The following is a 24,989-nucleotide window of genomic DNA, read 5'->3' on the forward strand; positions in this document are numbered from 1 at the left end:
CGGGGGCGGTCTAGAGGGAAGCGGCCAGGGACTTGCCGGCGGCTCGGCCGCTGAAGAGGCAGCCGCCCAGGAAAGTGCCTTCCAAAGCGTTGTAGCCGTGGACGCCGCCGCCGCCGAAGCCTGCTGCCTCGCCTGCGGCGTACAGGCCGGGGACCGGGGCGCCGGTGGGCGACAAAGCGCGGGAGTTCAAGTCTGTCTGGATGCCGCCCAAGGTTTTGCGGGTCAGGATGTGGAGCCGCACCGCTACCAGCGGGTCCGCCGCCGGGTCGAGGATGCGGTGTGGACTGGCCGTGCGGCCGATTTTGTCGCCCCAGTAGCGGCGGGAGTTTCGGATGCCCTGGACCTGGGCGTCCTTGCTGTACGGGTTGTCCATCTGGCGGTCGCGGGCCTCGATCTGGTCGCGGATCGCCGCCACGTCGAGCAATGGTTCGTCCGTCAGCGCGTTCATGCCCGCCACCAGCTCCTCCAGCGAGGACGCGACCACGAAGTCCTCGCCTTTCTGCTTGAACGCCTCCACCGGGGCCGGCGCGCCCTTGCCGAAGATGCGCTCCTTCAGGAACGCCCGGCGGTCGCCGGCCGTGATGTCCGGGTTCTGCTCGGAGCCGGAGAGTGCGAACTCCTTCTCGATGATCTTCTGGGTGAGGATGAACCAGGAGTGGTCGTAGGCCGCGATGTCCGGCGTCGTCCGCAGGTACCGCAGCGTGCTCATCGTGTCGTAGCCGGGCAGGCACGGTGCCGGCAGGCGGCGGCCGAGCGCGTCGAACCACATCGACGACGGCGCCGGCAGGATGCGGATGCCGTGGCCGGGCCAGATCGGGTCCCAGTTGCGGATGCCCTCGGTGTAGTGCCACATGCGGTCGCGGTTGACCAGGCGGGCGCCGGCCGTCTCCGAGATGCCCAGCATCCGGCCGTCGACGTGCGCGGGCACGCCCGTGATCATCGACTGTGGGGGCGTGCCGAGGGACGGGGGCCAGTACCGGCGTACCAAATCGTGGTTGGCCCCGATGCCGCCCGAGGCGACGACGACCGCCTGGGCCGTGAGGGAGAAATCGGAGATCTCCTCGCGCGGGGACGGCACCCCGCGAGCGCCGTCGAACGGCGTCAAGACCTTTCCCCGTACGCCCGTGACCGCACCGTTCGAGACGATCAGCTCGTCGACGCGGTGCCGGAAGTGGAACGTGACCAGCGGGGACGACTGGACCGAGCGCACGAACGGCGCCACCACACCGGTGCCGGTCCCCCAGGTCACGTGGAAGCGGGGCACCGAGTTGCCGTGGCCGTCGGCCCGCAGGTCGCCGCGCTCCGGCCAGCCCACCGTGGGCAGCCAGCTCATGCCCAGCGACGACAGCCACGCCCGCTTCTCGCCGGCCGCGAACTCGACGTACGCCCGGGCCCACTTCACCGCCCAGGAGTCCTCGTCGTCGAGGCGGTCGAAGGCGGCGCTGCCCTGCCAGTCGCTCCAGGCCAGGTCGAACGAGTCCTTGACGCGCAGGCGCCGCTGCTCGGGGCTGTCCACGAACAGCAGCCCGCCGAAGGACCAGAACGCCTGCCCACCGAGGTTGGCGGCGTTCTCCTGGTCGACCAGCGCGACCCGTTTGCCGGCGAGGATCAGCTCATGGGCGGCGGCCAGGCCGGCGAGACCGGCACCGACGACGATGACGTCAGCGTTCATGACCCGGCAATGTACCGGACATTACGAAATTTATTCAGGTTCGCGGCCCGAAAATACTTCAACTAAGGAGCGAACTAAGGCAACGAAACGGTCACGAGAGACTTAAGTCAATCGATGCCCGCTTGACCGCGCCCCGGTGCCGTGGGAACTGTTAAGTCACTTTCCGGTTCCCCACCCCCACCCGGGAGATCCCCTATGCGCAGACGCGCCCTGTTAGCCGCGTTCACGGCTCTGGTCGCCGCGACAGCGACCTTCGGCGTCCGCCTCGTGACCGCCGACGCCGCCCCGATCACCTTCGCCCATCCGGGCGTCCTGGTCAGCCGGGCCCAGCTCGACTTCGTCAAGGGCAAGGTCACCGCCGGCGCCCAGCCTTGGCTGAGCGCCTACAACCAGATGATGGCCAGCCGCTACGCCTCGCTCTCGCGTACCCCCGCGCCGCGGGCGACTGTCGAGTGCGGCTCCTACTCCAACCCCAACAACGGGTGCACTGACGAGCGCGAGGACGCCATCGCCGCGTACACCGACGCCCTGGCCTGGTACATCACGGGCAACGCGGCGTACGCCCAGAAGTCCATCGCCCTGATGGACGCCTGGTCGGCCACGATCAAGTCGCACACCAACAGCAACGCCCCGCTGCAGACCGGCTGGGCCGGCTCGGTCTGGCCGCGCGCCGCCGAGATCATCAAGTACACGTACTCGAGCTGGCCCAACCAGGCCCGGTTCGCCACCATGCTGCGCACCGTGTACCTGCCCGTGGTCATCCAGGGCAGCTCCAGCAACGGCAACTGGGAGCTGTCCATGATGGAGGCGGCCGTCGGCATCGCCGTCCACCTCGACGACAAGGCGAGCTACGACCGCGCGATCACCCGCTTCAAGGCCCGGGCCGAGGCGTACGTCTACGTCGCCGCCGACGGCAGCCAGCCCAAGTACCCGCCGGTCGGCGGCGTCGACACCCGGTCCGAGCTGATCAGCTTCTGGCAGGGGCAGAGCACCTTCGTCGACGGGCTGTCGCAGGAGACGTGCCGCGACTTCACGCACACCGGCTACGGCCTGTCCGCGATCAGCCACATCGCCGAGACCAGCCGCGTTCAGGGCGAGGACCTCTGGCCGTCGCTGGCCGACCGGGAGCGGCACGCCCTCGGGCTCCACACCAAGTTCGAGAACGGCACCGCGGTGCCGTCGGCCATCTGCGGCGGGTCGGTGGTCAAGGGACTCGGCCCGGTCACGGAGGTCGCTTTCAACGCTCTCTCCAACCGCTTGGGGTACGCCATGGCGAACACCCAGACGTACACCGAGTCCAAGCGGCCGCAGGGCACGAACAACCTGTTCGTGGCCTGGGAGACGCTGACGCACGCCAACAACCCGGCCTAAGGGGACAGAATGCGCAAAATACTTATCGGCGCCACCCTGGGCGTCGTCGTGGCCGGCATCGGCGTGGCCGGTGTGACCACCGCCTTCGCGGCGTCGACGGGCACCGTGGTCAGCGCGGCCAACGGCAAATGCCTGGACGTGACGAACGGCAGCACCGCCAACGGCAACCAGCCGCAGATGTGGTCCTGCTCCCCCGGCGCCAACCAGACGTGGACGTTCGGCGACGACGGCTCGGTGCGCGGCCTCGGCAAGTGCCTCGACGTGGCCAACGGCGCCGTCACCGACGGTGCGGTCGTGCACCTGTGGGACTGCTACGCCGGGCTGACCAGCCAGCAGTGGACGCTGAACGCGGCCAAGGACCTGGTGAACGTCAAGGCCGGCAAGTGCCTCGACATCAAGGACAACAACCTGGCCGACGGCGCCAAGCTCCAACTGTGGACGTGCGGCGGCGGCGCCAACCAGAAGTGGAACTACTCCGGCACCCCGACCACTCCCCCGACGACCGTGCCGCCGAACCCGAACAACCCCGACCTCGGCCCCAACGTGACGATCTTCGACCCGTCGATGTCGCAGGCCACCATCCAGAACAAGCTGAACAGCGTCTTCACCAGCCAGGTGAGCAACCAGTTCGGCAACGCGCGCTACGCCCTGCTGTTCAAGCCGGGCAGCTACAACGTCGACGCCAACGTCGGCTTCTTCACCCAGGTCGCCGGCCTCGGCCTCAACCCGGACCAGGTGACCATCAACGGCCACGTGCACGCCGAGGCCGACTGGTGGCCGGACGGCTCGCAGAACGCCACCCAGAACTTCTGGCGCTCGGCCGAGGGCCTGTCGGTGACCCCGCCGGACGGGCTCGACCGCTGGGCGGTGTCGCAGGCCGCCCCGTACCGCCGCATGCACGTACGCGGGAACCTGGCCCTTTCCGACGGTGGCTGGTCGTCGGGCGGCTTCATCGCCGACTCGAAGATCGACGGCCAGATCCAGTCGGGCTCGCAGCAGCAGTTCCTGACCCGCAACTCGCAGATGGGCAGCTGGAACGGCTCCAACTGGAACCAGGTCTTCGTCGGCAGCCCGGGGGCGCCCGCGCAGAGCTTCCCGTCACCGCCGTACACCACGATCGGCTCGTCGCCGACGATCGCGGAGAAGCCTTATCTGTACGTGGACAGCGCCGGCGCGTACCAGGTCTTCGTCCCCGCCGTGCGAACCAACGCGAGCGGCACCACCTGGGCCAACGGCACCCCGGCGGGCACGTCGCTGCCGATCGGCACGTTCTACGTGGTCAAGTCCGGTGACACCGCGGCCACCATCAACGCGGCCCTCGCGGCCGGCAAGAACCTGCTGGTCACGCCGGGCGTCTACAACCTCAACCAGACGCTGAACGTGACCCGCGCGGGAACGGTGGTGCTCGGTCTCGGCCTGGCCACGTTCGTGCCGGTCGGCGGCGTGGACGCGATGCACGTGGCCGACGTCGACGGCGTACGGCTGGCCGGTGTGCTCTTCGACGCCGGCACCACCAGCTCGAACACGCTGCTCGAGGTCGGCCCGGCCGGCTCGTCGGCCTCGCACGCGGCGAACCCGACGGTGCTGTCCGACGTCTTCATCCGGGTCGGCGGCTCGATCGCCGGCAAGGCGAACGTCAGCATGCAGATCAACAGCAACAACGTGATCGGCGACCACGCCTGGATCTGGCGGGCCGACCACGGCAACGGCGGCACCGTCGGCTGGACCGTCAACACCGGCCGCAACGGCCTGATCGTCGACGGCGACAACGTGACGTTCTACGGCCTCTTCGTCGAGCACTACCAGCAGTATCAGACGATCTGGAACGGCGAGGCCGGCCGCACGTACTTCTACCAGAACGAGATGCCGTACGACCCGCCGAACCAGGCGGCCTACATGAACGGCTCGACCCGCGGCTGGGCCGCCTACAAGGTGGCCGACTCGGTGAACACCCACGAGGCGTACGGCCTGGGCAGTTACTGCTATTTCAACGTCAACCCGTCGGTGGTCAACGCCCGCGCGTTCGAGGTGCCCGTCAAGTCCGGAGTGAAGTTCCGCGACATGGTGACGGTCTCCCTCGGCGGCACCGGCACCATCACCAACGTCATCAACACCACGGGTGCCGCCGTCAACAGCGGCCACCAGGTCACCAGCCTGGTCAGCGGCCCGTAAGTCCGGTCATCGCCCGGTCGCGCCGTCGATCTGCTCGCGCAGGATGTCGGCGTGACCGGCGTGCCGGGCCGTCTCCTCGATCATGTGGGTCAGCACCCACCGGCGTGAAGGCGGCAGTCCCCGCCCGGGCGGCCGGGGAGCGTCGAGCGTGAGGTCGTCCCAGGTGGCGATGACGTCGTTCGCCTCCTCGACCGCCCGCCGGTAACCGTCGAGCAGGCTGTCGGCCGTCTCGTCGCGGCCCGGCTTCATGGTGCGGCGCAGGTTCGTGATCGGCTCGCCGAGGAAGTAGAACCGCTCGACGTACGTCAAATGCTTGATCAGACCCAGAAGACTGGTGCCGGAGGGCACCCCCGCGGTGCGGGCCTGCGGCTCGGGCGCGTCGGCGACCTTGGCGACGATCGAGCTCCGTAAGTAGTCCAGGAATCCCCGCAGAGTGCTGTTCTCGTCGGTGCCGGTCCAGCCGGGTCCGGCGTCCTTCGCTCGGCGCGTCCTCATGGCGGCCAGCATCGCCGGGTGGGGTCCGCGGCCCCAAGAAAAGTTGCCGGATCCGCAAACGGGCCTGGTCGGGGCACGGCGTCGCCGACCATGGGGACATGCGTGTGCTGCTGCGCGTGGAGAGCTTCGTACCGGCCGCCGGGCTCCTGGCTTTTCTGCTGCTCTTCGGAGTGTTCGGCGGGGTCTCCGACCCCGCGCCGGCGGCGAGGTGGCTGGGACTCGGGGTGCTTCTGGCGCCGGCTCTCATGGTGTACGCCCATCGGCCCGCCGCCGCGTGGGCGGCCCTGCTGGGTGCGGTGCTGTGGACGCCCCTGGCCACGGGATTCGGCGCGGTTCTGATCGTCTGGGCGTACGCCCTCATCGGCGTGGCCGTCGCCCAGCGCGACCGGCCCCCGGCGCCGCTGCCGGTGCCGCACCGCCGGCCGCCCGCGCCCTACGAGCTGCCGCACGTCGCGGCGCCGGCCGAGGTCGCCGGGTTCGCGCTGCTGATCGTGTCGGCCGCCGGCGTGGTGTGGGTGTCGGCCGACGAGACGGCGGTGCCGTGGCTGGCCGGGACGATCGCCGCCTTCGGACTGGGCTGCGCCCTGCTCGGCCGGGCGGTCCGGCATCAGGGCGCGCTGCGCAACCTGTTCAACCATCCGCAGCCGGTGCACGCCGTGCGGGCCGTCGAACAGGAGGGCTACGTACACGTCCTGGTGCCCGCCGAGGACGACCAGACGGCCCTCGAACTCGCCTTCGACGTGGCCGAGCCGGAACCGTGGGACCCCGACGAGGACGTGCACACGGTGGCCGGGGTGCTCTACGGGCATCCGCGCCCCGGCGAATGGTGCGCGCTCGAGGTGGGCGACCGGCTGCACGTGCCGGTCGGCCCGGTCGGCGACGTCATCACCGTGCCCTACGACGTGGTGCACGGGCTGCCGCGGGAGATCGAGGACGACGAGGAACAGCTCGTCGACCCGGAGGCGCTGCGGCCGGCCGACCGGGACGCCGACGCCTTCCAGCCGCGGGAACACCGGATCGCCCCGGCCCGCGCGTGGACCACCACCGTCATGATCGGGCTCGGTTCCGCCCTGACCGTGGGCGAGCTGGGCTACCTGGCCGGCTTCCCGCACGCGGCGACCGCGGCGCTGGTCGCGGTCGCGGCCGGGGCCGGCTTCGAGTTCGGCTGGCGCTCCCAGCTGCGGCCCCGGTTGCGCTGGCACGCGGGCGGGATCGCGGCGGTGGGTTTCCGCGGCCGCGACCGTCAGCCGTGGGCCACCGACAGCGCGATCGTCTACGACGACGGCAACAGCATCGTGCTGACGGCCGGCGAATCGGTGATGACAGTGCCGGTCCCGCCGCCGTGGCCGCGCCCGAAAACCGGCCCGGCGCCCACGAAGACCCTGGTCCGGCCGGACGTGAAGGCCCGCCGGAAGCCGGCCCCGACGGCGCCGCAGCGGACGGCGGACCAGCTCGTGGCCGCCCTGCGGGACTCGCGGACCAGGTCGCTGGCGTTGAGCCCGCTGCCCCCGCCGCCCGAGATCGAGGTGCCGCGACGCCCGCTTCTGCTGTACGCGGCGTGGCTGCTGGCCTCCGTGGGAACGACATTGATGTTGACGTGAGAGGTCCGGAACGGAAACAGGATGCGCGTAGCGTACGAACGTGGATCTGAACACTGTCGCCGAAGTGATCAGCCCCGCCGAGGTGGGCCAGTGGCGCCCGGGTGACGCCTGGCTCGGCGGCGGGACGGCCCTGTTCGCCGAGCCGCGCCCGCACCTGACCCGGCTGCTCGACCTGACCGCCGCCGGCTGGCCCGCGCTCACCGAGACCCCCGACGGCCTCGACATCGCGGCCACCTGCACGATCGCCGAGCTCGCGGCGAGCGGGCGCGACATCGTCGAGAAGTGCTGCCACGCGTTCCTGGCCTCCTTCAAGATCTGGAACGTGGCGACGGTCGGTGGCAACCTCTGCGCCGCGCTGCCGGCCGGGCCGATGATCGCGATGGGGGCCGCGCTCGACGGGACCTGCCTGGTGCAGGGCCCCGACGGCGAGCGGACGGTCGCGGTCAAAGACTTCGTCACCGGCGAGGGAACCACCGTGCTGCGCGACGGCGAGCTCCTCCGGTCGGTCCACCTGCCCGCCCAAGCGCTCGCGGGCGAGACCGCGTACCGCCAAGGCTCCTTGCACGCACACGGACGGTCCGGAGTGTTGCTGATCGGGCGCGGGGACGCCGGCGGCGGCCTCACGCTGACCGTGACCGCCGCCACCCGGCGCCCGTTCGTCCTGGTCTTCCCGCAGGCGCCGAGCGACGAGCAGATGCAGGTGGCCCTCGCCGAGCGGATCCCGGACGACGCCTACCTCGACGACGTGCACGGTCTGCCGGCCTGGCGGCGCCACATGACCCGGCTCTACGCCGAGCAGATCCGCCGGGAGCTGCGGCCATGAGAATCAACGGTGCCGACCACGACGGGACGCCACGCCCGGGTCAGTGCTTGCGCACGTACCTTCGCGAACAAGGCTGCTTCGGCGTCAAGAAGGGCTGCGACACCGGCGACTGCGGCGCCTGCACGGTCCACGTCGACGGCCGGCCGGTGCACTCCTGCGTCTACCCGGCCTTCCGGGCCGTGGGCCGCGACGTCACCACCATCGAGGGCCTCGACGATCACCCGGCCCAGCGGGCCTTCCTGGACGCGCAGGGATTCCAGTGCGGGTTCTGCACGGCCGGTTACATCATGACCGCGGCCGCCCTCACCGGCGACCAGCGCGACGACCTGCCGAGAGCTCTCAAAGGCAACCTCTGCCGGTGTACGGGCTATCGCGCGATCGCCGACGCGATGACCGGCGTGGTGAACACGTGCGAGCCGGCCGAGGGCAAGGCGGTCGGCGCGAACCTGGGCGCACCGGCCGGCCCCGAGGTGGTGACCGGCCGGGCCCGGTACACCTTCGACCTGGACGTGCCCGGGGTGCTGCACCTGAAGGTGGTGCGCTCGCCGCACGCGCACGCCCGCGTGCTGGCGGTGCGCACCGAGGCGGCGCTGGCCGTGCCGGGCGTCGAGCTGGTGCTGACATCGGCCGACGACCCCGGAAAGCTGTTCTCGACGGCCCGGCACGAGAACGTCACCGAGGACCCGGCCGACACGCGGGTGCTGGACGACGTGGTGCGTTTCGCCGGCCAGCGGGTCGCCGCGGTCGTGGCCACCTCGGAGGCGGCGGCGGAACAGGGGTGCCGGGCCCTGGCGGTGGACTACGAGGTGCTCCCCCACGTGCTCACCCCGGCGGAGGCGATGGCGCCCGGCGCCCCGCTCATCCACCCGGGCGGCAACGTCGTGGGCGAACTGCACGCCGCGCTCGGCGACGTGGAGGCCGGGTTCGCCGCGGCCGACGAGATCTACGAGGAGACTTTCCGTACGCCGCGGGTGCAGCACGCCAGCCTGGAGACGCACGGGGCGGTCGGCTGGCTCGACGACGACGGCCGTCTGGTGATCCGCTCGAGCACGCAGACCCCGTTCCTGACCCGCCGAGCGGTGGCCGATCTGTTCGACCTGCCACCCGACAAGGTCCGGGTGATCGCGGGCCGGGTCGGCGGCGGCTTCGGCGGCAAACAGGAGATGCTGGCCGAAGACCTGGTGGCGCTGGCCGTGCTGCGGCTGGAACGCCCGGTGAAACTGGAGTTCACGCGCGCCGAGCAGTTCACGAGCGCGACCACCCGCCACCCCTTCGAGGTCAAGGTCAGGGCCGGGGCCCGAGCGGACGGCACCCTCACGGCGCTGCAGCTCGAGGTCGTCACGAACACCGGCGCGTACGGAAACCACGGCCCCTCGGTCATGTACCACGGCTGCCACGAGTCGATAGCGGTCTACCGCTGCCCGAACATGCGCACCGACGCCTGGTCGGTCTACACGAACACGGTCCCGGCGGGCGCGTTCCGCGGCTACGGCCTGGGCCAGGTGTCGTTCGCGGTGGAGTCGGCCCTGGACGAACTGGCCCGCCGCCTGACCATCGACCCGATCGAGATGCGAGCCCTGAACGTCGTCCGCCCGGGAGACGACCTCACCGCCCCCGGCGACCACGCCGACGACTTGACGATCGCCAGCTACGGCCTGGACCAGTGCCTCCAGCACATGCGCGACGCCAGCCGCCCCACCCCACCCGGCGGCCCCCACCCGACCGACGTGCACTCGGACGGCCCAGGCTCAGACGGCCTGATTTCGCAAGAACCCGGCCCGCACGACCCCAGCCCGCACGACCCCAACTCGCAGCAGCCCAGCCCGCACGACCCCAGCTCGGACGACCCAGGCCTCACCCTCGCAGATCCGTCCGATTTTCCCGACATTTCGCCTGCCGGGCGGCTTGCGGTGAACGATGCGGCGCTCGGGCTGCTCGCGGTGGAGGACGCGGCGCTCGGGCTGCTCGCGGTGGAGGACGCGGCGCGCGAGCCGCTTGCAGTAGAGGACGCGGCGCGCGAGCCGCTTGCAGTAGAGGACGCGGCGCGCGAGCCGCTTGCAGTAGAGGACGCGGCGCGCGAGCCGCTTGCAGTGGAGGACGCAGCGCGCGAGCCGCTTGCAGTGGAGGACGCGGCGCGCGGTCGGCTCGCGGCCGAGGATGCGGTACGGCTCGGCGCGGAGGGCGTGCCGAACAGGCCGCTCAGCGCGGAAGGCGCCGCGGACCGACGAATCGGCGCGGAGGAAGCCTCGGACGGAAGAGTCGGTGCGGAGGGAACCGCACAGGTACGCCTCGTAGTGGAGGGAGCCGCACAGGGGCGGCTTGGTGGGGAGGGAGGCGCGCACGGACGGCTTGGTGTGGAGGGTGTGCCGGAAGGGTGGCTGGTTGGGGAGGGCATGGCCATTGCGATGATCGCGGCTGGGCCGCCCGGTGGGCACTACGCCGACGCGACCGTGGCGCTGCTTGAGGATGGGCGGTTCGAGGTTGGGGTGGGTACGGCCGAGTTCGGTAACGGCAGTTCGACTGTGCACTGCCAGATCGCGGCTGACGCGCTCGGGGTGACGCCGGAGCGGATCGTGTTGCGACAGGCCGATACCGATGTGGTGCGGCATGACACCGGGGCCTTCGGGTCGACCGGGGTCGTGGTGGCCGGAAAGGCCGTGTTGCGCGCGGCGCGGGCTCTGCGGGCCGAGCTGGATGCCGGGTCCGGGGTCACCCGCGCCGAGGGGCATTGGGGTGGCAGCCCCCGGTCGGTGGCTTTCAACGCGCACTGGTTCCGGGTCGCCGTCGATCCCGCCACCGGGGAGCTGCGGATCCTGCGCAGCGTACACAGTGCTGATGCCGGGACCGTGATGAACCCGCTTCAGCTGCGCGGGCAGATCGAGGGTGGCGTCGCCCAGGCGCTGGGGGCCGCCCTCGCCGAGCATGTCGACATCGACGGTGATGGGCGGGTCACCACCGCCGGGTTCCGGCAATATCACCTTCCGACGTACGCCGATGTGCCGCGCACCGAAGTTCTCTTCGCCGGCACCGACGACGCCATCGGGCCGCTGGGCGCCAAGTCGATGAGTGAGAGCCCGTTCAACCCGGTCGCCCCGGCGCTGGCCAACGCGCTTCGCGACGCCACCGGCGTACGGCTGACGCAATTGCCTTTCACCCGTGACCGGATCTGGTCGGCTCTGCGAGAGGCTGCTGACTCAACGGCAGTGTGATCGTGAACGTGCTGCCCTGACCCAGCTCGGAGCGGGCGGTGACCGTCCCCCCATGCTCGCTGACGATGTTGCGCACGATGGCCAGGCCCAGACCGGAGCCCTGCACCGCCTGGTGCATGGCGTTCGACGCCCGGTGGAACGGGGTGAACAGGCCCGGCAGGTCGTCGGCCGGAATGCCGATGCCGGTGTCGGTGATCTCGATGACGACGCGGTCACCGGCGGTGCCCACCCGGCATTCGAGGCGACCGCCCGGGTCGGTGAACTTGATCGAATTTTCCAGGAGGTTGCGCAGCGCCCGCTCGAGCTGGCCGGCGTCGCCGAGCACCCAGGCCGGCTCGGTGGTCACGTCCCAGCGCAGGTCCTTGGCCCGGGCCGCCGTCCCCAGGCTGTCGTAGAGGCCGTCGACCACGCCGGCCACGTCGACCGGCACCGCCTGGGCGCCCACCCGCTCGTTCGAGCGGTCCAGCAGCAGCAGGTCGGTCACGGTCTCCTGGAGGCGGTTGGCGTTGCGCAGGATCGCGTCCAGCCCCCGCTTCTGGATCGGGCTGAAACTGTCGTCCTCGTCCTCCACCAGCATCTCGGTGTAGCCGAGGATGCTGGTCAGCGGCGTGCGCAGCTCGTGGGTGACGGTCGAGACGAAGACGTCCTTCTGCTCGTCGAGCACCCGCAGCTCGCTGATCAGCCGGGCCTGGCGCAGCTGGAGCCGGAACTGGTGCACGTTGTGGTCGATCTCCCGGGCGAGCGCGGCCAGCAGCCGCCGCTCCTCCGGGGTCCACTCCGGTCCGCCCGGCCGGACCACGCACATCATGCCGGGCGGGCAGCCGGAGTCGCCGCTGAGCGGCACCGCGAGCCCGCCGGGCAGCGTGGCCGGGGTGATCGTCTGCCCGGGCGGGGTGTTCTTCAGCTCGTCGGCCACCATCGGGTCGAGGGTGGCCGCGTTCGGCGGCCAGTGCACCTCGAAGTGCTCGCCGGGCTGCAGCGTCACCCGGCCGTGCACGGCGTCGGCCCCCATCGCGTTGCCGACCAGCATCGCCATCCGCCAGGCGGTCTCCTTGGGGTCGCCCTCCGAGCGCAGTTCGGCCGCGACGGCCTGGCGCAGCTCGCTGCGGGCGGCCCGGGCCCGTTCGGCGTTGATCAGCCGCTCGGTCTCGGCGGCCAGGTCGTTCACCGAGCCGGCCACGGCCTTGAGCTCGCCCGGCCCGACCGGCCTGGCCCGCGCCGTGAGGTCGCCGCCGGCGAGCCGGCGCAGGGTGTTCCGGATGTCCTCGAGCGGGCCCAGCAGGTGTCGCTGGTGCAGCAGGGCCAGGCCCATCCCGGCCAGCACGACGACCACGGCCAGCGAGCCGAACAGCAGGGTGGCGGCCCGGGTGTCGGCGCGCTCGTCGCGGGCCAGGGAGTCGCCGTACGCGTCGATCGCGGCCGTGACGTCGGAGTTGGCCGTCCGCAGCCGGTCGAACAGCTCCTTGCCCCGGGCCAGCCGGTCGGCGTCGGTGTCGGCCTCCCCCGCGTTGACGATCGGGATCGCGTACCCGTACAGCCAGTTCTCGGCGGCCTCGCGTTCGCTCTGCAGCAGCCGGCTGACCTCGGGGTCGTCGACGATGGCGGCGAGGTCCCCCAGCGCTTCGAACGCGGCCGAGCGCCCACTGTCGTACGGCTGAAGGAAAGCACCGTCGCCGGTCAGCTGGAAACCGCGTACGCCGGTCTCGGCATTGGTCATCTGCTGCATCACGGCCTGGTTGGTGTCGTGGAGCAGGTCCAGCTGCTCGGCGTGGGCGATGTGCTCGACCCGCAGCCGCTCACCGACCACGAACTGCCCGCTGATCAGCAGCAGGAAGAGGGCGAGCAGGCCCGCGAAGCCGCCCGCCACGCGGATGCGCAGCGACGAGAACATCCCCCGGTCGACCCTCACGCCGGCCGTCCCGGCGCGGGCAGGGTGAACCAGACCGTGGTGCCGCCACCCGGAGTCTGTTCGGCGTGGATCTCGCCGCCGTGCCGGTCGACGATCCGCTGACAGGTGGAGAGCCCGACGCCGTAGCCGGTACCGGCCGACGGGTCGACCTGGGCGAACATCTCGAAGACCCGGTCGCGCTGCGCCGGGGGGATGCCGCGGCCGTTGTCGGCCACGTCGACCCGCCAGCAGTTGTGCTCCAGCGGCACCGCGGTGATCTCGATGCGGCACGGCCGGTCGGGACGGCGGTACTTCAGGGCGTTGCCAATGAGGTTCTGCAACAACTGGCGTACGAGAAGGGGGTCGCCCTCGATCACCGGAAGGTCGTCGCGGACCGCCACCGTCGCGCCCGCGATGCTGCCCCGCAGGTCGGTCAGGGCCAGCTCGACCAGGTCGCCGAGGGGAACCGGCTCGGGCTGGTAGGGCGCGTTGCCGGCCCGGGCGTACGTGAGCAGCGACGTGATCAGCCGTTGCATGCGGCCGACGGCCCGGGTGCCCGCGGCGATCCATTTCTCCGACTGCGGATCGGTGCCGCGGATTCGCTCCCCCAGCAGCTCCAGATAGCCGCTGACCACGCTGAGCGGGGCGGCCAGGTCGTGGCTGACCACCCCGGCGAACTGCTCCAGCTCGGTGTTGGAGCGGCTCAGCTCGGCGATCGTGGCGGCCCGTTCGGCGTGCGCGCGTTCCAGCTCGGCGTGCTGGGCCAGCACCACCCGGGCCTGCCGGCGGCGCTCGAACAGGGCCAGGATCACCTGGGCCAGGTCGCGCAGCCGGTCCATCTGCCCGGGGTTCAGCTCGTGCACCTCGTTGTGGAAGACGCAGAGCGAGCCCAGCGCGTACCCCTGCGGGGTCATCAGCGGAACCGACACGTAGAACCGGACGTCGGCCAGCTTCCCGGTCACCCACGGGTTTTCCGCGTACGCCGGGTCGGCCCGGGCGTCGGGCAGATAGGTGAATTCGCCCGTCTCGAACCGGATGGCGCACATCGAGTCGGCACGGGCGGTGTCACTGCCCTCGAAACCGGTGGTGGTGAGCTGGCACTGCCGGTTCTCGTCGATCAGGTTGAGGGTGGCGGTGGGAACCCCGGCCAGCGTGGCGGCCACCCGGACGACGGCCTCGAGCTCGTCGCCGGCCGGCGCGTCGAGCAGGCCGTACTCGTGCAGCGCCGCCAGGCGCCGCTGCTCGTGGGCGGTCCTCACTTGGTTCTTGTCGGCAGGCAACCGCCCTTACCTGAGTCATTGTCCGCTTTATGAGGGTCTATCCCCCGAAGGCGATGGCGCTGCTGGGCGGGGTGAAGTCCCGGGACTCATCCCCCACGGCGTACTTCAGCGTCTTCGCGACGGCGGTGACCACCTCGGCCTCGACGCCCGAGCCGACGTGGTCGGAAGGGTTGACCGGGTCGTTGGCGATGCCGGCGGCGGCCACCGTGGGCGTGAACCCGACGAAGGTCTCGGTGCGGTTGTCCTCGGTGCTGCCCGTCTTGCCGGCCACCTGAATGCCATCGAAAATGCCGGCGACCTGCTTGCCGGTGCCGCCGTCGCATTTGCCGTACGAGCTCTGCTGCCCGACCGGGCAGCGCGCGGCGTCGGTCGCCGCCCGGGCCACCTCGGGGTCCAGAACCTTCTTGCAGCCGGCCGGGACCGCCACCTTCGTACCGTCCGAGTTGGTGATCGAGGAGACCGGGACCGGGGAGCAGTACGTTCCTTCGGCCGCCACTGTCGCATAGGCCGCGGCGAGCTCGAGCGGGGTGGTGTCGACGACGCCCAGGGTGAACGAGCCCCACGAGTCGGCGCTGCTCTGGGCCTGCTTCTTGTCGGCCGGGTTGGCGAAGCTGATGCCCAGGCGCTGGGCCATCTCGACCACGGCGGCCGGGCCGACCTGCTCCTCGAGACGCACGAAGTACGTGTTGACCGAGCGGCCGAACCCGTCCCACATGGTGCGGTAGCCGTCCATCCAGGCCGGGTTGTCGTTGCCCGGGCAGTACTTGCCGTCGCAGTTGCCCGGCCCGTAGTCGGTCCACTCGGTGACCAGTGGCGACTTCGTCTCGTAGCCGGTGTTCAGCGGCAGCCCCTTCTCCAGGGCGGCCAGCATGGTGAACAGCTTGAAGGTCGAGCCGGACGGATATCCGTACAGGCTCTTACCCCCGCTGACCAGTGGGTTCACGGTGTCGGTGGTGGCCACCGCGCTGCCGTAGTGCCGGTTGACGGCCAGCGCGAGCACCTTGCCGGTGCCGGGCTGGACCACGGCGATCGGCAGCGTCTTGGAGTTCTTCAGCCCGTAGACTGAGCGCGACTCGGCGGCCGCCTTCTTCTGAATGTCCGGGTCGAGCGTGGTCACGATGCTGTAGCCACCGCGGCGCAGGGCGTCGTCGCGCTCGGCGACGGTCCGGCCGAACTGTGGCTGCTCGTCCCACCAGCGCTGCACGTAGTCACAGAAGAAGCCCCAGCCGTCGGTCTCGCCGCCGGCGTCGACGCAGCCGTTGGGCGGGGTCGTGCCCGAGTAGGTCAGCTTCTCCCTGGCCGCCGCGTCGCTCTGGGCCTGGGTGATCATGCCGGCCTTCACCATGGCGGCCAGGACGTACAGCTGCCGCTCGCGGGCCTTGGCCTTGGAGCCGCCGACCGGGTTGTCGGCGTCCGGCGACTGCACGATGCCGGCGATCAGCGCCGACCGGGCCAGGTCGAGCTTGGCCGGGGTGGTGTTGAAGATGCGGCGGGAGGCCGCCTCGATCCCGTACGCCCCGTTGCCGAAATAGACCAGGTTCAGGTAGTTCTGCAGGATCTGCTTCTTGCTCAGCTTGGTCTCGAGCTGGATCGCGTACTCGATCTCGCGCAGCTTGCGGGCCGGGGTGTCCTCGGTCGCCGACGCGCGCTCGGACGGGGTCAGCGTCGGGTCCTCCTTGAGGACGTTGCGCACGAGCTGCATGGTCAGCGTCGAGGCGCCCTGCGCGGCCTCACCGCTGCTCGCGTCCTTGACGAAGGCGCGGGCGAGGCCCTTGGGGTCGACGCCGCCGTGCTCGTAGAAGCGGGTGTCCTCGGCCGCGACGATCGCGTTCTGCATCACCGGGGCGATCTGGGCCAGCGTGACGTCGTGCCGGTCCTCGTCGTAGAAGGTGGTGATCAGCGTCTTGCCGTCGTTGGCGTAGATGCGGGTCACCTGCGACGCGGACGGGCTGAGCAGCTGGGCCGGCAGCTCGTCGGCCTGACTGTTCTGCCAGTGTGCGCCCGCGCCCAGCACCACGCCGAGCGGGATGGCGGCCACCCCGACGAGGGCGCCGATGAGCACAAGAACGCCCCCCAGTCGGCCCAAGGCGCGTTTCTTCTCGGTCATCGGCGGTCTCCTCCTGGTCTGTCGATCAACCGGTAACACCGATTCCTGAGAACAACCTGGGTTTTGTTACCGATCCGTAATTTTCGGCACGTCATATACGTGTGGTTACGGTCACAAGGCTTTTCCGCCGGAGATTCGTCCGAATTGATGCGCGTCGTTCTCAATCTTGTCACGCAGAGTTATCACGATCCAGTGAGCTTGGTTACTGACTAGTAGCCAAGCCTCTTGTAACTCGCTGACCTCAGCGGCAACATTTCCCGCACGTTAACCGACGGCATCGACGGACCTCTCTGCGCAGCGCTGGACAACCCGTCGGTGCGCCCCGCTTGTGCCGTCTGGAATCCACAAGGAGGATCCGTGAAGGATGCGCAAGGCGATCCGGCGTACGGACGCACCAACTGGCGCCGCTTCGCCGTAGCGGTGGGCGTGCCCACCGTGGTCGCCGGTGGTCTGGTCGTCGCCCTCGCTCAGGGTGCGCTGGCCGCCAGCTTCTCGGTGGCGGGCCCGCAGTTCAAGCTCTCGGCCGACCGGCTCGACGGGACGGGCTTCACCCAATACAGCAGCAAGCTGCCGACCGAGACGGTGCAGCAGCAGACCGGGCAGAAGTTCGTCGTCGCGGCCATGTCGGGCATCGACTCCGCGAAGATCACCAACCTCTGCCAGTCGGTGGCGGCCGGTCCCGTGGTGCTCCGGATCGAGGCCGGCAAGGACGCCCAGCGGCCGGTGGTGGCGGACGACCTGCTCATCGGTATGTCGGAGCTGAGCGGCGACGCCAAGTTCACGAACATCGACATCGGCCAGGACGCCTCGACGCTCGACGCCGACGAGGGTCCCGGCGAGACGAAGGAGCACGGCGACGTCGGCGGTTTCGGCCAGCAGGCCCAGCGGGTCGAGATCGACGGTCTGCGCCAGCAGGCGTACATGACCTCGGCGTCGACCTTCCGTCTGACCGGCATGAGCCTCAAGCTGTTCTTCGCTCAGTCCGGCAAGGAATGTTTCTGACAGTGATCTGAGCCGGGGGCTCGCGGAAGGCACTGTCCGCGGGCCCCCGGTCATGCTTCGACCTTTTTCTGGAGAGGGCTGCATACGGTGGCAACAGACGACGTTCGGGGCGGGTTCCGGCGGTGGCGGCGCAGCCGGCCGTTCTGGGGCGGGCTCTTCCTGCTGTTGTCCGGCATAGAGATGTTCCTGAGCGCCAACATGAGCCTGGGTGACCTCGAGCTCCACCTCGGCCCGCAGGGCTTCCTCTCCTACGTGCTCCCGCTGATGCTGATACTGGCCGGCGTCCTGAGCTGGGCCACACCCGGGCAGCGGCTGTTCTACGGCATCATCGGCTTGCTGACCGCGCTCTACTCGTTCATCGGGCTCAACCTCGGCGGCTTCCTCATCGGCATGCTGCTCGGCATCGTCGGTGGCGCCCTGGTGATCGCCTGGGGCCCGCCGCGGGTCAAGCCGGTGGTGTCCGACTCCCCCGAGCCCTCCGCGTCGGACACCTCCGCGTCGGACACCTCCGCGTTGGACACCTCCGCCTTCGATGACCCGCCCTCTTTTGACGATGAGATCGCCGGGCATGACGACCGGCCGACGCGTCCGATCCTGCGGCCCGCCGACAGCGGCGACACCGCGATCATCCCCGGGATGCCGCCGGAGGAGCCGCGCGGCGGCATGCACCCGCGCGCGCTGAGCGTGATCCTGCTGGTCGTGGCCGTGACCGCCGGCGTCCTGATCGCCGGCGGCAACGCGCCGGCCAAGGCGGTGACCTGCCCGGAAGGCCTCCCCTCACGGTCGTTCTCATCGGCGCCGGCCTCGTCGGCCACGGTCACCCCCACGACGGCCTCCCCCGATCCGGCCACCTCGGCGCCGGCCGCCCCGGGCGGCGCCAGCCCAACCGTCACCCCGACGGTCACCAGCCAGCCGGCGGCGGGCGGGACCAGTGCCCCCGAGAGTCCCGCCCTGCCGCCGGCCACCACCTCCCCGCCGGCCGACAGCAACCCGGTCGCGGACGGCGTCGAGGGCTTCTTCGACGGCCTCGGCAACCTGCTCGGGATCGGCGACGACTCCACCCCGAGCACGTCGCCGGAGCCGTCGGGGTCGAGCATCGCGCCCACCACGCCCGCCGCCACCACCACGCCGCCGCCCGCGGCCACCACGCCGCCGGCCACTGCCGCGCCCACCACGACGGCACCGCCGGCCGCGGCCACCACCCCGCCCGCGACCACCGCCGCCGCCTCGTCGGCCGCCGCGACCACCAAGCCGGCGGCGTCACCCAGCGTCGAGGAGATCCCCTGCCTCGGCCCGCGCGTGATGGGCAAGGTGGCCGGCGCCGACGACATCCCGCAGGTGTCGGAGAAGCCCGGCGTCATGGAGGTCGGCTCCCTGACCATGTACGACTCGACGTACGACGGGGTGGTCGACATCCCCACCAGGAAAGGAAGCTTCAAGGCGCTGAAGTTCAGCATGGACAAGGCGGTGAACAAGCCCTTCACCCTGACCATCGACGAGACCGGCACGGCCAAGACGGTGATCAAGAGCAACGAGCTGGTCACCGACAAGAACGTGCGCTTCTACACCCCGAAGTTCCAGGGCAAACTGTTCGGCCTGATCCCGGTGACGTTCACGCCGGAGCAGCCGCCGCCGCTGACGCTGCCGGTGCTGTGGTTCACGGACGTGACGATCCAGCTGGCGTACGTCCGCTGCGACACGCTGACCGCGGCCCCGCTGGACATCAGGGAAACGGCCTAGCGGTCCGCCCGCCGCTGCCGCCAGCCCGCCACCACGGCATCGGGGTCGAAGGGCCTCAGGATCACCGGCGGCCCGTCCATCAGGCCCACGTTCGCCTTGCGGATCCGCTCGTTCAGCCCGTCCACGCGCTCACGAACCTCCCGCTCGGTCCGGAGCCGGTCGACGATCGTCTCAAGGTCCTCGGTCTCACGGCGAAGGGCCAGGGTCGGCGGTACGACACCCGCGCCGGCCCCCTCACGCCGCAGCCAGTCCTTGACCCACCAGTCGTCGTCATACTCCTGCCCCTTGTCGGCGAACGGTTTGCCGCTGCCGGCGAGGTTGTCGAACTCGCCCCGCTCGGCCGCCTCCCGAAGCTGCCGGTCGATCGACGACTCGTACCAGTGCGCCATGGTCCGATTTTACTTTCCTAGGGGTACGTCGCCAGGCGGTCCGTCTCCGCGTAGGACCGCACGCCGTCCGGCGCCGGCGCCCCGGCCTGAATGGCGGCGGCCGTGACAAGTGCCGCGTCGAGCGCGGCCCGGTACAGCAGCGACCCCATGCTGATCCGCGCCACGTTCAGCCGCGCGAGGCCCCCAACCGTCATTCCCGGAAGCAGCAGCACATTGAGCGGCCCCGGCAGCGCCCGAATCTCGTCGTCGGCCCGGATCCCCGGCACGAAGATCCCGTCCGCCCCGGCCTTCAGATAGGCCTCGGCCCGCTTCCGGGTGTCCGCCTGCCCCGTCCCGAGCCAGTAGGTGTCGATCCGGGCGTTCACGAAGAGCCGGGGAACCCGCTCCTTGATGGCCGCGATGAGCTCCGCCTGCTCCGCGACGGCGGCCAGCCCCGCCTCGCCCCGCCCATCCTCGACGTTGATCCCGGCCGCCCCCGCTTCGTAGAGTTCCGCCGCGAAGTCCACCCCCGCACTCTCCACGTCAACGGTCAACGGCACCCGCAGCCCCCGAACCCGCCGCACGAGCTCAAGCGTCCGCTCCCGGGCCAGCCCGGCTCCATCCGGCACCCCCTGCGCCGCCGCGACACCCAGGCTGGTCGTGCCCACCGCCTCAAACCCCACCTCGGCCAGCGCAAAAACCGAAGCCGCGTCCCACGCGTTAGGCAACAGAAGCGGCCGCCCGACCCGATGCAGCCCGTGAAAATCCGTCATGCTTCGACGCTAGGCCCCGCACACTTCGGCCCACCCCGAACCGTTCCCGCCGCCCCCTGTCGTGGGCCGTCCATCGACCCAGAGGGCACCATCCCCTGTCACGCCCTCGGCGCAAGCCGACCATGAGCCGGAACCATCGCTGCCACACCCTCGGCGCAGACCGACCATCGGCCCAGCCCACACTGCTGTCAGGTCCTGGCGCACGAAGACCATCGGCCCGGTCCGGACCATTCCTGTCGGACCCCCGGCGTAGGTTGACCAGTGGCCGCCCGTCGCTTCCCGGAAGGACCCCGCAGATGTGCCGCAACATCCACCAGCTGCACAACTTCGACCCGCCCGCCACCCCCGACGAGATCCATGCCGCCGCCCTGCAGTACGTGCGCAAGGTAGCCGGCTCCACCCGCCCGTCCCAGGCGAACCAGGCCGCTTTCGACCGCGCCGTCGCCGCCGTGACAGCAGTCACCGCCGAACTGCTGGGCGAACTGGTCACCACCGCCCCACCCAAGAACCGCGAGGAAGAGGCCGCCAAGGCCCGAGCCCGAGCCGAACGCCGCTACGCCTCCTAGCCCCAGCCCTCAACCTCGACCCCCGCACCCGGCCACCCCCGCGCCTCCTCCCCCCTCGCAGCCAAGCCACCCCCGACCCGTTCACCGCCGCACCCGGCCAGCCCCGCGTCGGCCAACCACCGCCGCATCCGGCCATCCCCACACCCGACCGGCCCCACACCCGACCGGCGCCGTAGCCGACCGGCACCACACCCGACCGGCGCCGTAGCCGACCGGCCCCACACCCGACCGGCGCCGTAGCCGACCGGCCCCACACCCGACCGGCGCCGTAGCCGACCGGCACCACACCCGACCGGCGCCGTGGCCGGCCTGCCCGTTCCGCCGCGCCCTGATCGGCCGGTCGGCGAGTCGCGGCGCAATCTGCGGGCGGCGTGGCTCAGCGGGTCGCGGTGATCAGCTCAGTGTGCTTGTGAACGCGGAAGTGGCCCTCCGCGTCGATCCGCTCCTGGACGAGGGCACGGGCCGCCGCCAACTGTTCAGCGGTGACCGACTCGCCGGAGAGGCTGGCCAGGTAGGCGACCACCGGCTCGGCAACCGGAACGACCAGGTCGCTCGGATACGCCTCACTGGCGACGTCGTGGAAGTGCCGCCCCACAGCCTCCGGCGCGTCCTCGGCCGGGAAGTTGCTGCGCGCCGCGGAGCCGTTCACGTCCGGCTTGCCCACCGCCGCCGCGACAGCGAACAGCTCCGCCATGTGCTCCCGGCCGTTGGTGGCCACGAAGAGCCGTCCGCCCGGGCGCAGCACTCGCGCGAACTCGCGCAGCGCCGCATCCGGATCGTCGACGTGATACAGCATGTGGTTGGCGATGACCGCGTCGAACAGCCCGTCCGCGAACGGCAGATCCGTCGCATCGCACTGCCGCACCTCGATCCGGGCCGCCTCCACCCGGGCTGCCTCCACCCGGGCCGCCTCCACCTGGGCCACCTCTGCCGGAGCCGTCTCTGCCGGAGCCACCTCTGCCGGAGCCGCCTCTGCTCGGGCCAGGTCGCGCAGTCGCTCGCACATCGTCGCCGAGAAGTCAGTGAGCGTCAGCCGCAACCCCGGACGCCGTGGATCGAGATGCCGCCACAGCTCTCCGGTTCCCGCGCCCACCTCCAGCACGTCGCCGCCGGTCGGCAGCCGCTCTCCCAGCCACGCGAACCAGCCCTGCGGGTTGGTTCCGTACGCGTGAATGGCTATCCGGGAGGTCAGGTTGTCGGTCGTTGCCGCATACTGCTGGACAGCGTCATCAGACGGTTTCCTCACCTCCCCTAACCTAAGGGCATCGATCAAGTGGGCGGGCGGGTCCACTGCATGGAGAAGCCGGTCAGGGCTCGATCGGTTCGGATCTCCAGGGCCGTACCGAGGATGGTCGCCCGGTCGACCACGACGGCGACGCCGTCGGGGTCGTAGGTCACGCGCTCCGAGAGGAACACCGGGGTGCCGGGCGGCTGGTGCAGAAGTTCGGCCGTCTCGTCGTCGAGAACGCCAGGCCGGATCACCTCGCTCGCTCTGGAGACGGTGACGCCGTAGGCGGCCAGCACGGCGTACAGCGACTTCTCGCTCAGATCAGCGCCGGCCAGTTCCAGGTTGCGGACGTAGGACAGCTGGTGGACGACCGGCCGGCCGGCCAGTAGCCGCAGGCGTTCCAGGCGCACCACGGGGAAGCCGTAGTCCAGCAGCGTCTCGGCCCAGGCCGGCGGGTGTGCGGTGTCCTGATTCAGCACGTACGTGGCCACTGTCTGGCCCTGCTCGCGCAGGTCCTCCTCGAAGCCCCGCATCGAATGAAGCAGGTACGTCGGACGCTGCTCCGTCACGAACGTCCCCCGGCCGGCCTGCTGCGACAGCAACCCGTCGTTCTCCAGGCGCTGCAGAGCCTGGCGCAGCGTCGCGAGCGTCACCCCGTACGAGGCGCTGAGCTCACGCTGCGGAGGCAGCGCGGCGCCCGGCGGCAGCTCGCCGTCGCGGATCTTCGTGGTCAGGTCATCGGCGATCACCTGATACTTCGGCATGCGCGTAGTCAGTGGAGTCCTCCAGAGCTGCGGCGAGGCTGGCGACGGTCTCCCTTAGTTCCGCCGCCGTGGCCCCGTCAAGAACCCTACGCATCAGCGCGGACGCCACCACCACCCCGTCCCCGGCGCGCCCCGCCTCGGCGGCCTGGGCCGGCGACGAGACGCCGAATCCGATGAGCACCGGCCGATCGGTGACCGCCTTGACCCGCGCCGCGAGCCGGCCGGCGGAGTCGCCGAGGGTGGTCCGCTCGCCGGTAGTGCCCATCACGCTGACCGCGTAGATGTAGCTGTCGCCGAGCGCCACGATCTCGGCCAGCCGGTCGTCGGGGGTCACCGGCGCGACCAGCGGAATCAGGTCGATGCCGGCGTCGGCGGCGGCCCGGGCCACCGGCGCCGCCTCGTCCACGGGCAGGTCGGGAACGATCAGCCCGCTCACGCCGGCCTCGGCGAGCTCGCGGCAGAAGGCGGTCGCGGAGCGGTGGAACACCAGGTTCGCGTACGTCATGACGATCAGCGGCACGCGCACCCGGCCGCGTACACGCTTGAGGTCGTCGAGAATCGACGTCACTGTCGTGCCGCGCGAGAGGGCCCGGTCGGAGGCCTGCTGGATGGTGACGCCGTCGAGCATGGGGTCGGCGAAGGGCAGGCCGATCTCGATGGCCGTCGCGCCCGCTTCCTGGTAGGCCACCACGTAGTCGGTCCAGTCCTCGGTGATGCCGCCGGTGACGTACGGAACCAGGGCTGTCATGCCACACCCCCGAGCAGGGTCGTCATGTCTTTGTCACCACGGCCGGACAGCGTGAGAACCACCCGCGAGCCGGTCGGCAGGTCGGGCGTGCCCGCCGAGCGCAGCACCCAGGCGACCGCGTGGGCCGACTCGAGCGCGCAGATGATGCCCTCGGAGCGGGCCAGGCGGCGGACCGCGTCGACCACCTCGGCATCGGTGACCGTCCGGTACTCCGCGCGGCCGATCGCGCCGAGATGCGCGTGCTCGGGCCCGATGCCGGGATAGTCGAGACCGGCCGCTATCGATTTCGCCTCGGCGACCTGACCGTCACCGTCCTGGAGCACCATCGAGCGGGCGCCGTGCACGACGCCGGGCGAGCCGCCGGTCATCGCCGCGCCGCCGGCCGCCTCCACGCCGATCAGCCGCGCACTCGTGTCGACGAACCCGGCGAACGTGCCGGCCGCGTTCGAACCGCCGCCGACGCAGGCCACCACCACGTCGGGGACTGTGCCGCTCTGCTGCCGGGCCTCGGCGCCGATCACGCGCTGCAGCTCACGAACCATCCACGGGTACGGGTGGGGGCCACCGACCGAGCCCAGAAGGAAGTGCGCGCGGTCCACGTCGGACACCCACGCGCGCATGGCCTCGTTCGTCGCGTCCTTGAGGGTGCGGCTGCCGCTGGTGACCGGGACGACCTCGGCTCCGAGGGTCGTCATCCGCAGGACGTTGAGCTGCTGGCGCTCGATGTCGCGCTCACCCATGTACACGGTCGCGTCGAGGCCGAGCAGCGCGGCCGCCGTGGCGGTGGCGACGCCGTGCTGACCGGCGCCCGTCTCGGCGATCAGACGGGTCTTGCCCATCCGGCGGGCGAGCAGTGCCTGGCCCAGCACGTTGTTGATTTTGTGAGAGCCGGTGTGCGCCAGGTCTTCGCGCTTGAGCAGCAGCTCGATGCCGAGCTGGCTCGAGAGGTTACGGGCCGGGGTGAGCGGGGTGGGCCGGCCGGCGTAGACGGCGAGCAGCTCGTCGAGCTCGGCCCGGAAGGCCGGGTCGGCCCAGGCTTCCCGAAAGGCGCCGGCCAGCGCGGCGCACGCCGGCACCAGCGACTCGGGGACGAACCGGCCGCCGAAGTCGCCGAAGCGACCGGCAGCCGGTTCCGTCATCAAGGTAGACGTCGTGCTTGTCATGAGGCACGCCTCCAAAAGT

At 70.9% G+C, this 24,989-nt stretch carries 19 protein-coding genes; 8 read left to right on the forward strand and 11 right to left on the reverse strand.

Annotated elements, in window-relative coordinates; all coding sequences use genetic code 11:
- Positions 1-10: 10 nt before the first annotated feature.
- A complete protein-coding gene (locus ACGFJ7_RS32995) occupies positions 11-1,672 on the reverse strand; it encodes an FAD-binding dehydrogenase (RefSeq protein WP_392645652.1) in 1,662 nt (553 codons plus the stop codon).
- Positions 1,673-1,867: 195 nt separating this feature from the next.
- On the opposite strand from ACGFJ7_RS32995, the gene ACGFJ7_RS33000 reads away from it, so the two are divergent.
- Positions 1,868-3,043, forward strand: a complete 1,176-nt coding sequence (locus ACGFJ7_RS33000; protein WP_360253595.1) for an alginate lyase family protein — start codon at positions 1,868-1,870, stop codon at positions 3,041-3,043.
- A 9-nt stretch (positions 3,044-3,052) separates the two neighbouring features.
- Entirely contained in the window at positions 3,053-5,215 is a 2,163-nt protein-coding gene (locus ACGFJ7_RS33005; RefSeq protein WP_392645654.1) for a ricin-type beta-trefoil lectin domain protein, read from the forward strand.
- A 6-nt stretch (positions 5,216-5,221) separates the two neighbouring features.
- Here the strand turns inward: ACGFJ7_RS33005 and ACGFJ7_RS33010 are convergent, their stop codons facing one another.
- On the reverse strand, positions 5,222-5,710 hold the full coding sequence (locus ACGFJ7_RS33010; RefSeq protein WP_360253599.1) for a DinB family protein: 489 nt from the start codon (positions 5,708-5,710) through the stop codon (positions 5,222-5,224).
- Positions 5,711-5,808: 98 nt separating this feature from the next.
- On the opposite strand from ACGFJ7_RS33010, the gene ACGFJ7_RS33015 reads away from it, so the two are divergent.
- From ACGFJ7_RS33015 to ACGFJ7_RS33025, 3 genes are read left to right on the forward strand one after another with little or no spacing between them, the layout of a single operon-like run.
- A complete protein-coding gene (locus ACGFJ7_RS33015) occupies positions 5,809-7,311 on the forward strand; it encodes a hypothetical protein (RefSeq protein ID WP_360253601.1) in 1,503 nt (500 codons plus the stop codon).
- A 40-nt stretch (positions 7,312-7,351) separates the two neighbouring features.
- A complete protein-coding gene (locus ACGFJ7_RS33020; RefSeq protein WP_392645657.1) occupies positions 7,352-8,134 on the forward strand; it encodes an FAD binding domain-containing protein in 783 nt (260 codons plus the stop codon).
- The gene (locus tag ACGFJ7_RS33025) at positions 8,131-11,343 is read left to right on the forward strand and encodes a molybdopterin cofactor-binding domain-containing protein (RefSeq protein WP_392645658.1); all 3,213 of its coding nucleotides are present in this window, start codon (positions 8,131-8,133) and stop codon (positions 11,341-11,343) included. Before ACGFJ7_RS33020 ends, ACGFJ7_RS33025 begins: the two co-directional genes overlap by 4 nt.
- Here ACGFJ7_RS33025 and ACGFJ7_RS33030 read toward each other — a convergent pair.
- From ACGFJ7_RS33030 to ACGFJ7_RS33040, 3 genes are read right to left on the reverse strand one after another with little or no spacing between them, the layout of a single operon-like run.
- Positions 11,285-13,252, reverse strand: a complete 1,968-nt coding sequence (locus tag ACGFJ7_RS33030) for an ATP-binding protein (protein ID WP_392645659.1) — start codon at positions 13,250-13,252, stop codon at positions 11,285-11,287. The genes ACGFJ7_RS33025 and ACGFJ7_RS33030 overlap by 59 nt on opposite strands.
- Positions 13,249-14,490, reverse strand: a complete 1,242-nt coding sequence (locus ACGFJ7_RS33035; protein ID WP_392645661.1) for an ATP-binding protein — start codon at positions 14,488-14,490, stop codon at positions 13,249-13,251. Before ACGFJ7_RS33035 ends, ACGFJ7_RS33030 begins: the two co-directional genes overlap by 4 nt.
- 58 nt (positions 14,491-14,548) lie before the next feature.
- Positions 14,549-16,618, reverse strand: coding sequence for a transglycosylase domain-containing protein (locus ACGFJ7_RS33040; protein ID WP_392645663.1), 2,070 nt, complete (start codon positions 16,616-16,618; stop codon positions 14,549-14,551).
- A gap of 357 nt (positions 16,619-16,975) precedes the next feature.
- Between ACGFJ7_RS33040 and ACGFJ7_RS33045 the strand changes: the two genes are divergently transcribed.
- Complete coding sequence (locus tag ACGFJ7_RS33045; RefSeq protein WP_360253613.1) at positions 16,976-17,620, forward strand: DUF6230 family protein; 645 nt, start codon at positions 16,976-16,978, stop codon at positions 17,618-17,620.
- A gap of 87 nt (positions 17,621-17,707) precedes the next feature.
- Positions 17,708-19,360, forward strand: coding sequence for a DUF6114 domain-containing protein (locus ACGFJ7_RS33050; protein WP_392645665.1), 1,653 nt, complete (start codon positions 17,708-17,710; stop codon positions 19,358-19,360).
- Here ACGFJ7_RS33050 and ACGFJ7_RS33055 read toward each other — a convergent pair.
- A complete protein-coding gene (locus ACGFJ7_RS33055) occupies positions 19,357-19,749 on the reverse strand; it encodes a DUF1992 domain-containing protein (protein WP_360253620.1) in 393 nt (130 codons plus the stop codon). The genes ACGFJ7_RS33050 and ACGFJ7_RS33055 overlap by 4 nt on opposite strands.
- Positions 19,750-19,766: 17 nt before the next feature.
- Positions 19,767-20,501, reverse strand: coding sequence for an isocitrate lyase/phosphoenolpyruvate mutase family protein (locus ACGFJ7_RS33060; protein WP_392645667.1), 735 nt, complete (start codon positions 20,499-20,501; stop codon positions 19,767-19,769).
- Between the two features lie 296 nt (positions 20,502-20,797).
- Between ACGFJ7_RS33060 and ACGFJ7_RS33065 the strand changes: the two genes are divergently transcribed.
- Complete coding sequence (locus tag ACGFJ7_RS33065; RefSeq protein WP_392645668.1) at positions 20,798-21,067, forward strand: DUF2277 domain-containing protein; 270 nt, start codon at positions 20,798-20,800, stop codon at positions 21,065-21,067.
- A gap of 376 nt (positions 21,068-21,443) precedes the next feature.
- Here the strand turns inward: ACGFJ7_RS33065 and ACGFJ7_RS33070 are convergent, their stop codons facing one another.
- From ACGFJ7_RS33070 to trpB, 4 genes are read right to left on the reverse strand one after another with little or no spacing between them, the layout of a single operon-like run.
- Positions 21,444-22,340 carry a class I SAM-dependent methyltransferase gene (locus ACGFJ7_RS33070; protein WP_392645670.1) on the reverse strand — a complete coding sequence of 299 codons (897 nt, stop codon included), beginning with the start codon at positions 22,338-22,340 and terminating at the stop codon, positions 21,444-21,446.
- Positions 22,337-23,059, reverse strand: a complete 723-nt coding sequence (locus ACGFJ7_RS33075) for a GntR family transcriptional regulator (RefSeq protein WP_392645671.1) — start codon at positions 23,057-23,059, stop codon at positions 22,337-22,339. The genes ACGFJ7_RS33070 and ACGFJ7_RS33075 overlap by 4 nt, the downstream gene beginning before the upstream one ends.
- Complete coding sequence (gene trpA, locus ACGFJ7_RS33080; RefSeq protein ID WP_392645673.1) at positions 23,031-23,807, reverse strand: tryptophan synthase subunit alpha; 777 nt, start codon at positions 23,805-23,807, stop codon at positions 23,031-23,033. Before trpA ends, ACGFJ7_RS33075 begins: the two co-directional genes overlap by 29 nt.
- On the reverse strand, positions 23,804-24,946 hold the full coding sequence (gene trpB / locus ACGFJ7_RS33085) for a tryptophan synthase subunit beta (protein ID WP_360253633.1): 1,143 nt from the start codon (positions 24,944-24,946) through the stop codon (positions 23,804-23,806). Before trpB ends, trpA begins: the two co-directional genes overlap by 4 nt.
- Positions 24,947-24,989: the final 43 nt, after the last annotated feature.

The organism is Actinoplanes sp. NPDC048988 (assembly GCF_043197815.1).
Lineage (GTDB): Bacteria > Actinomycetota > Actinomycetes > Mycobacteriales > Micromonosporaceae > Actinoplanes.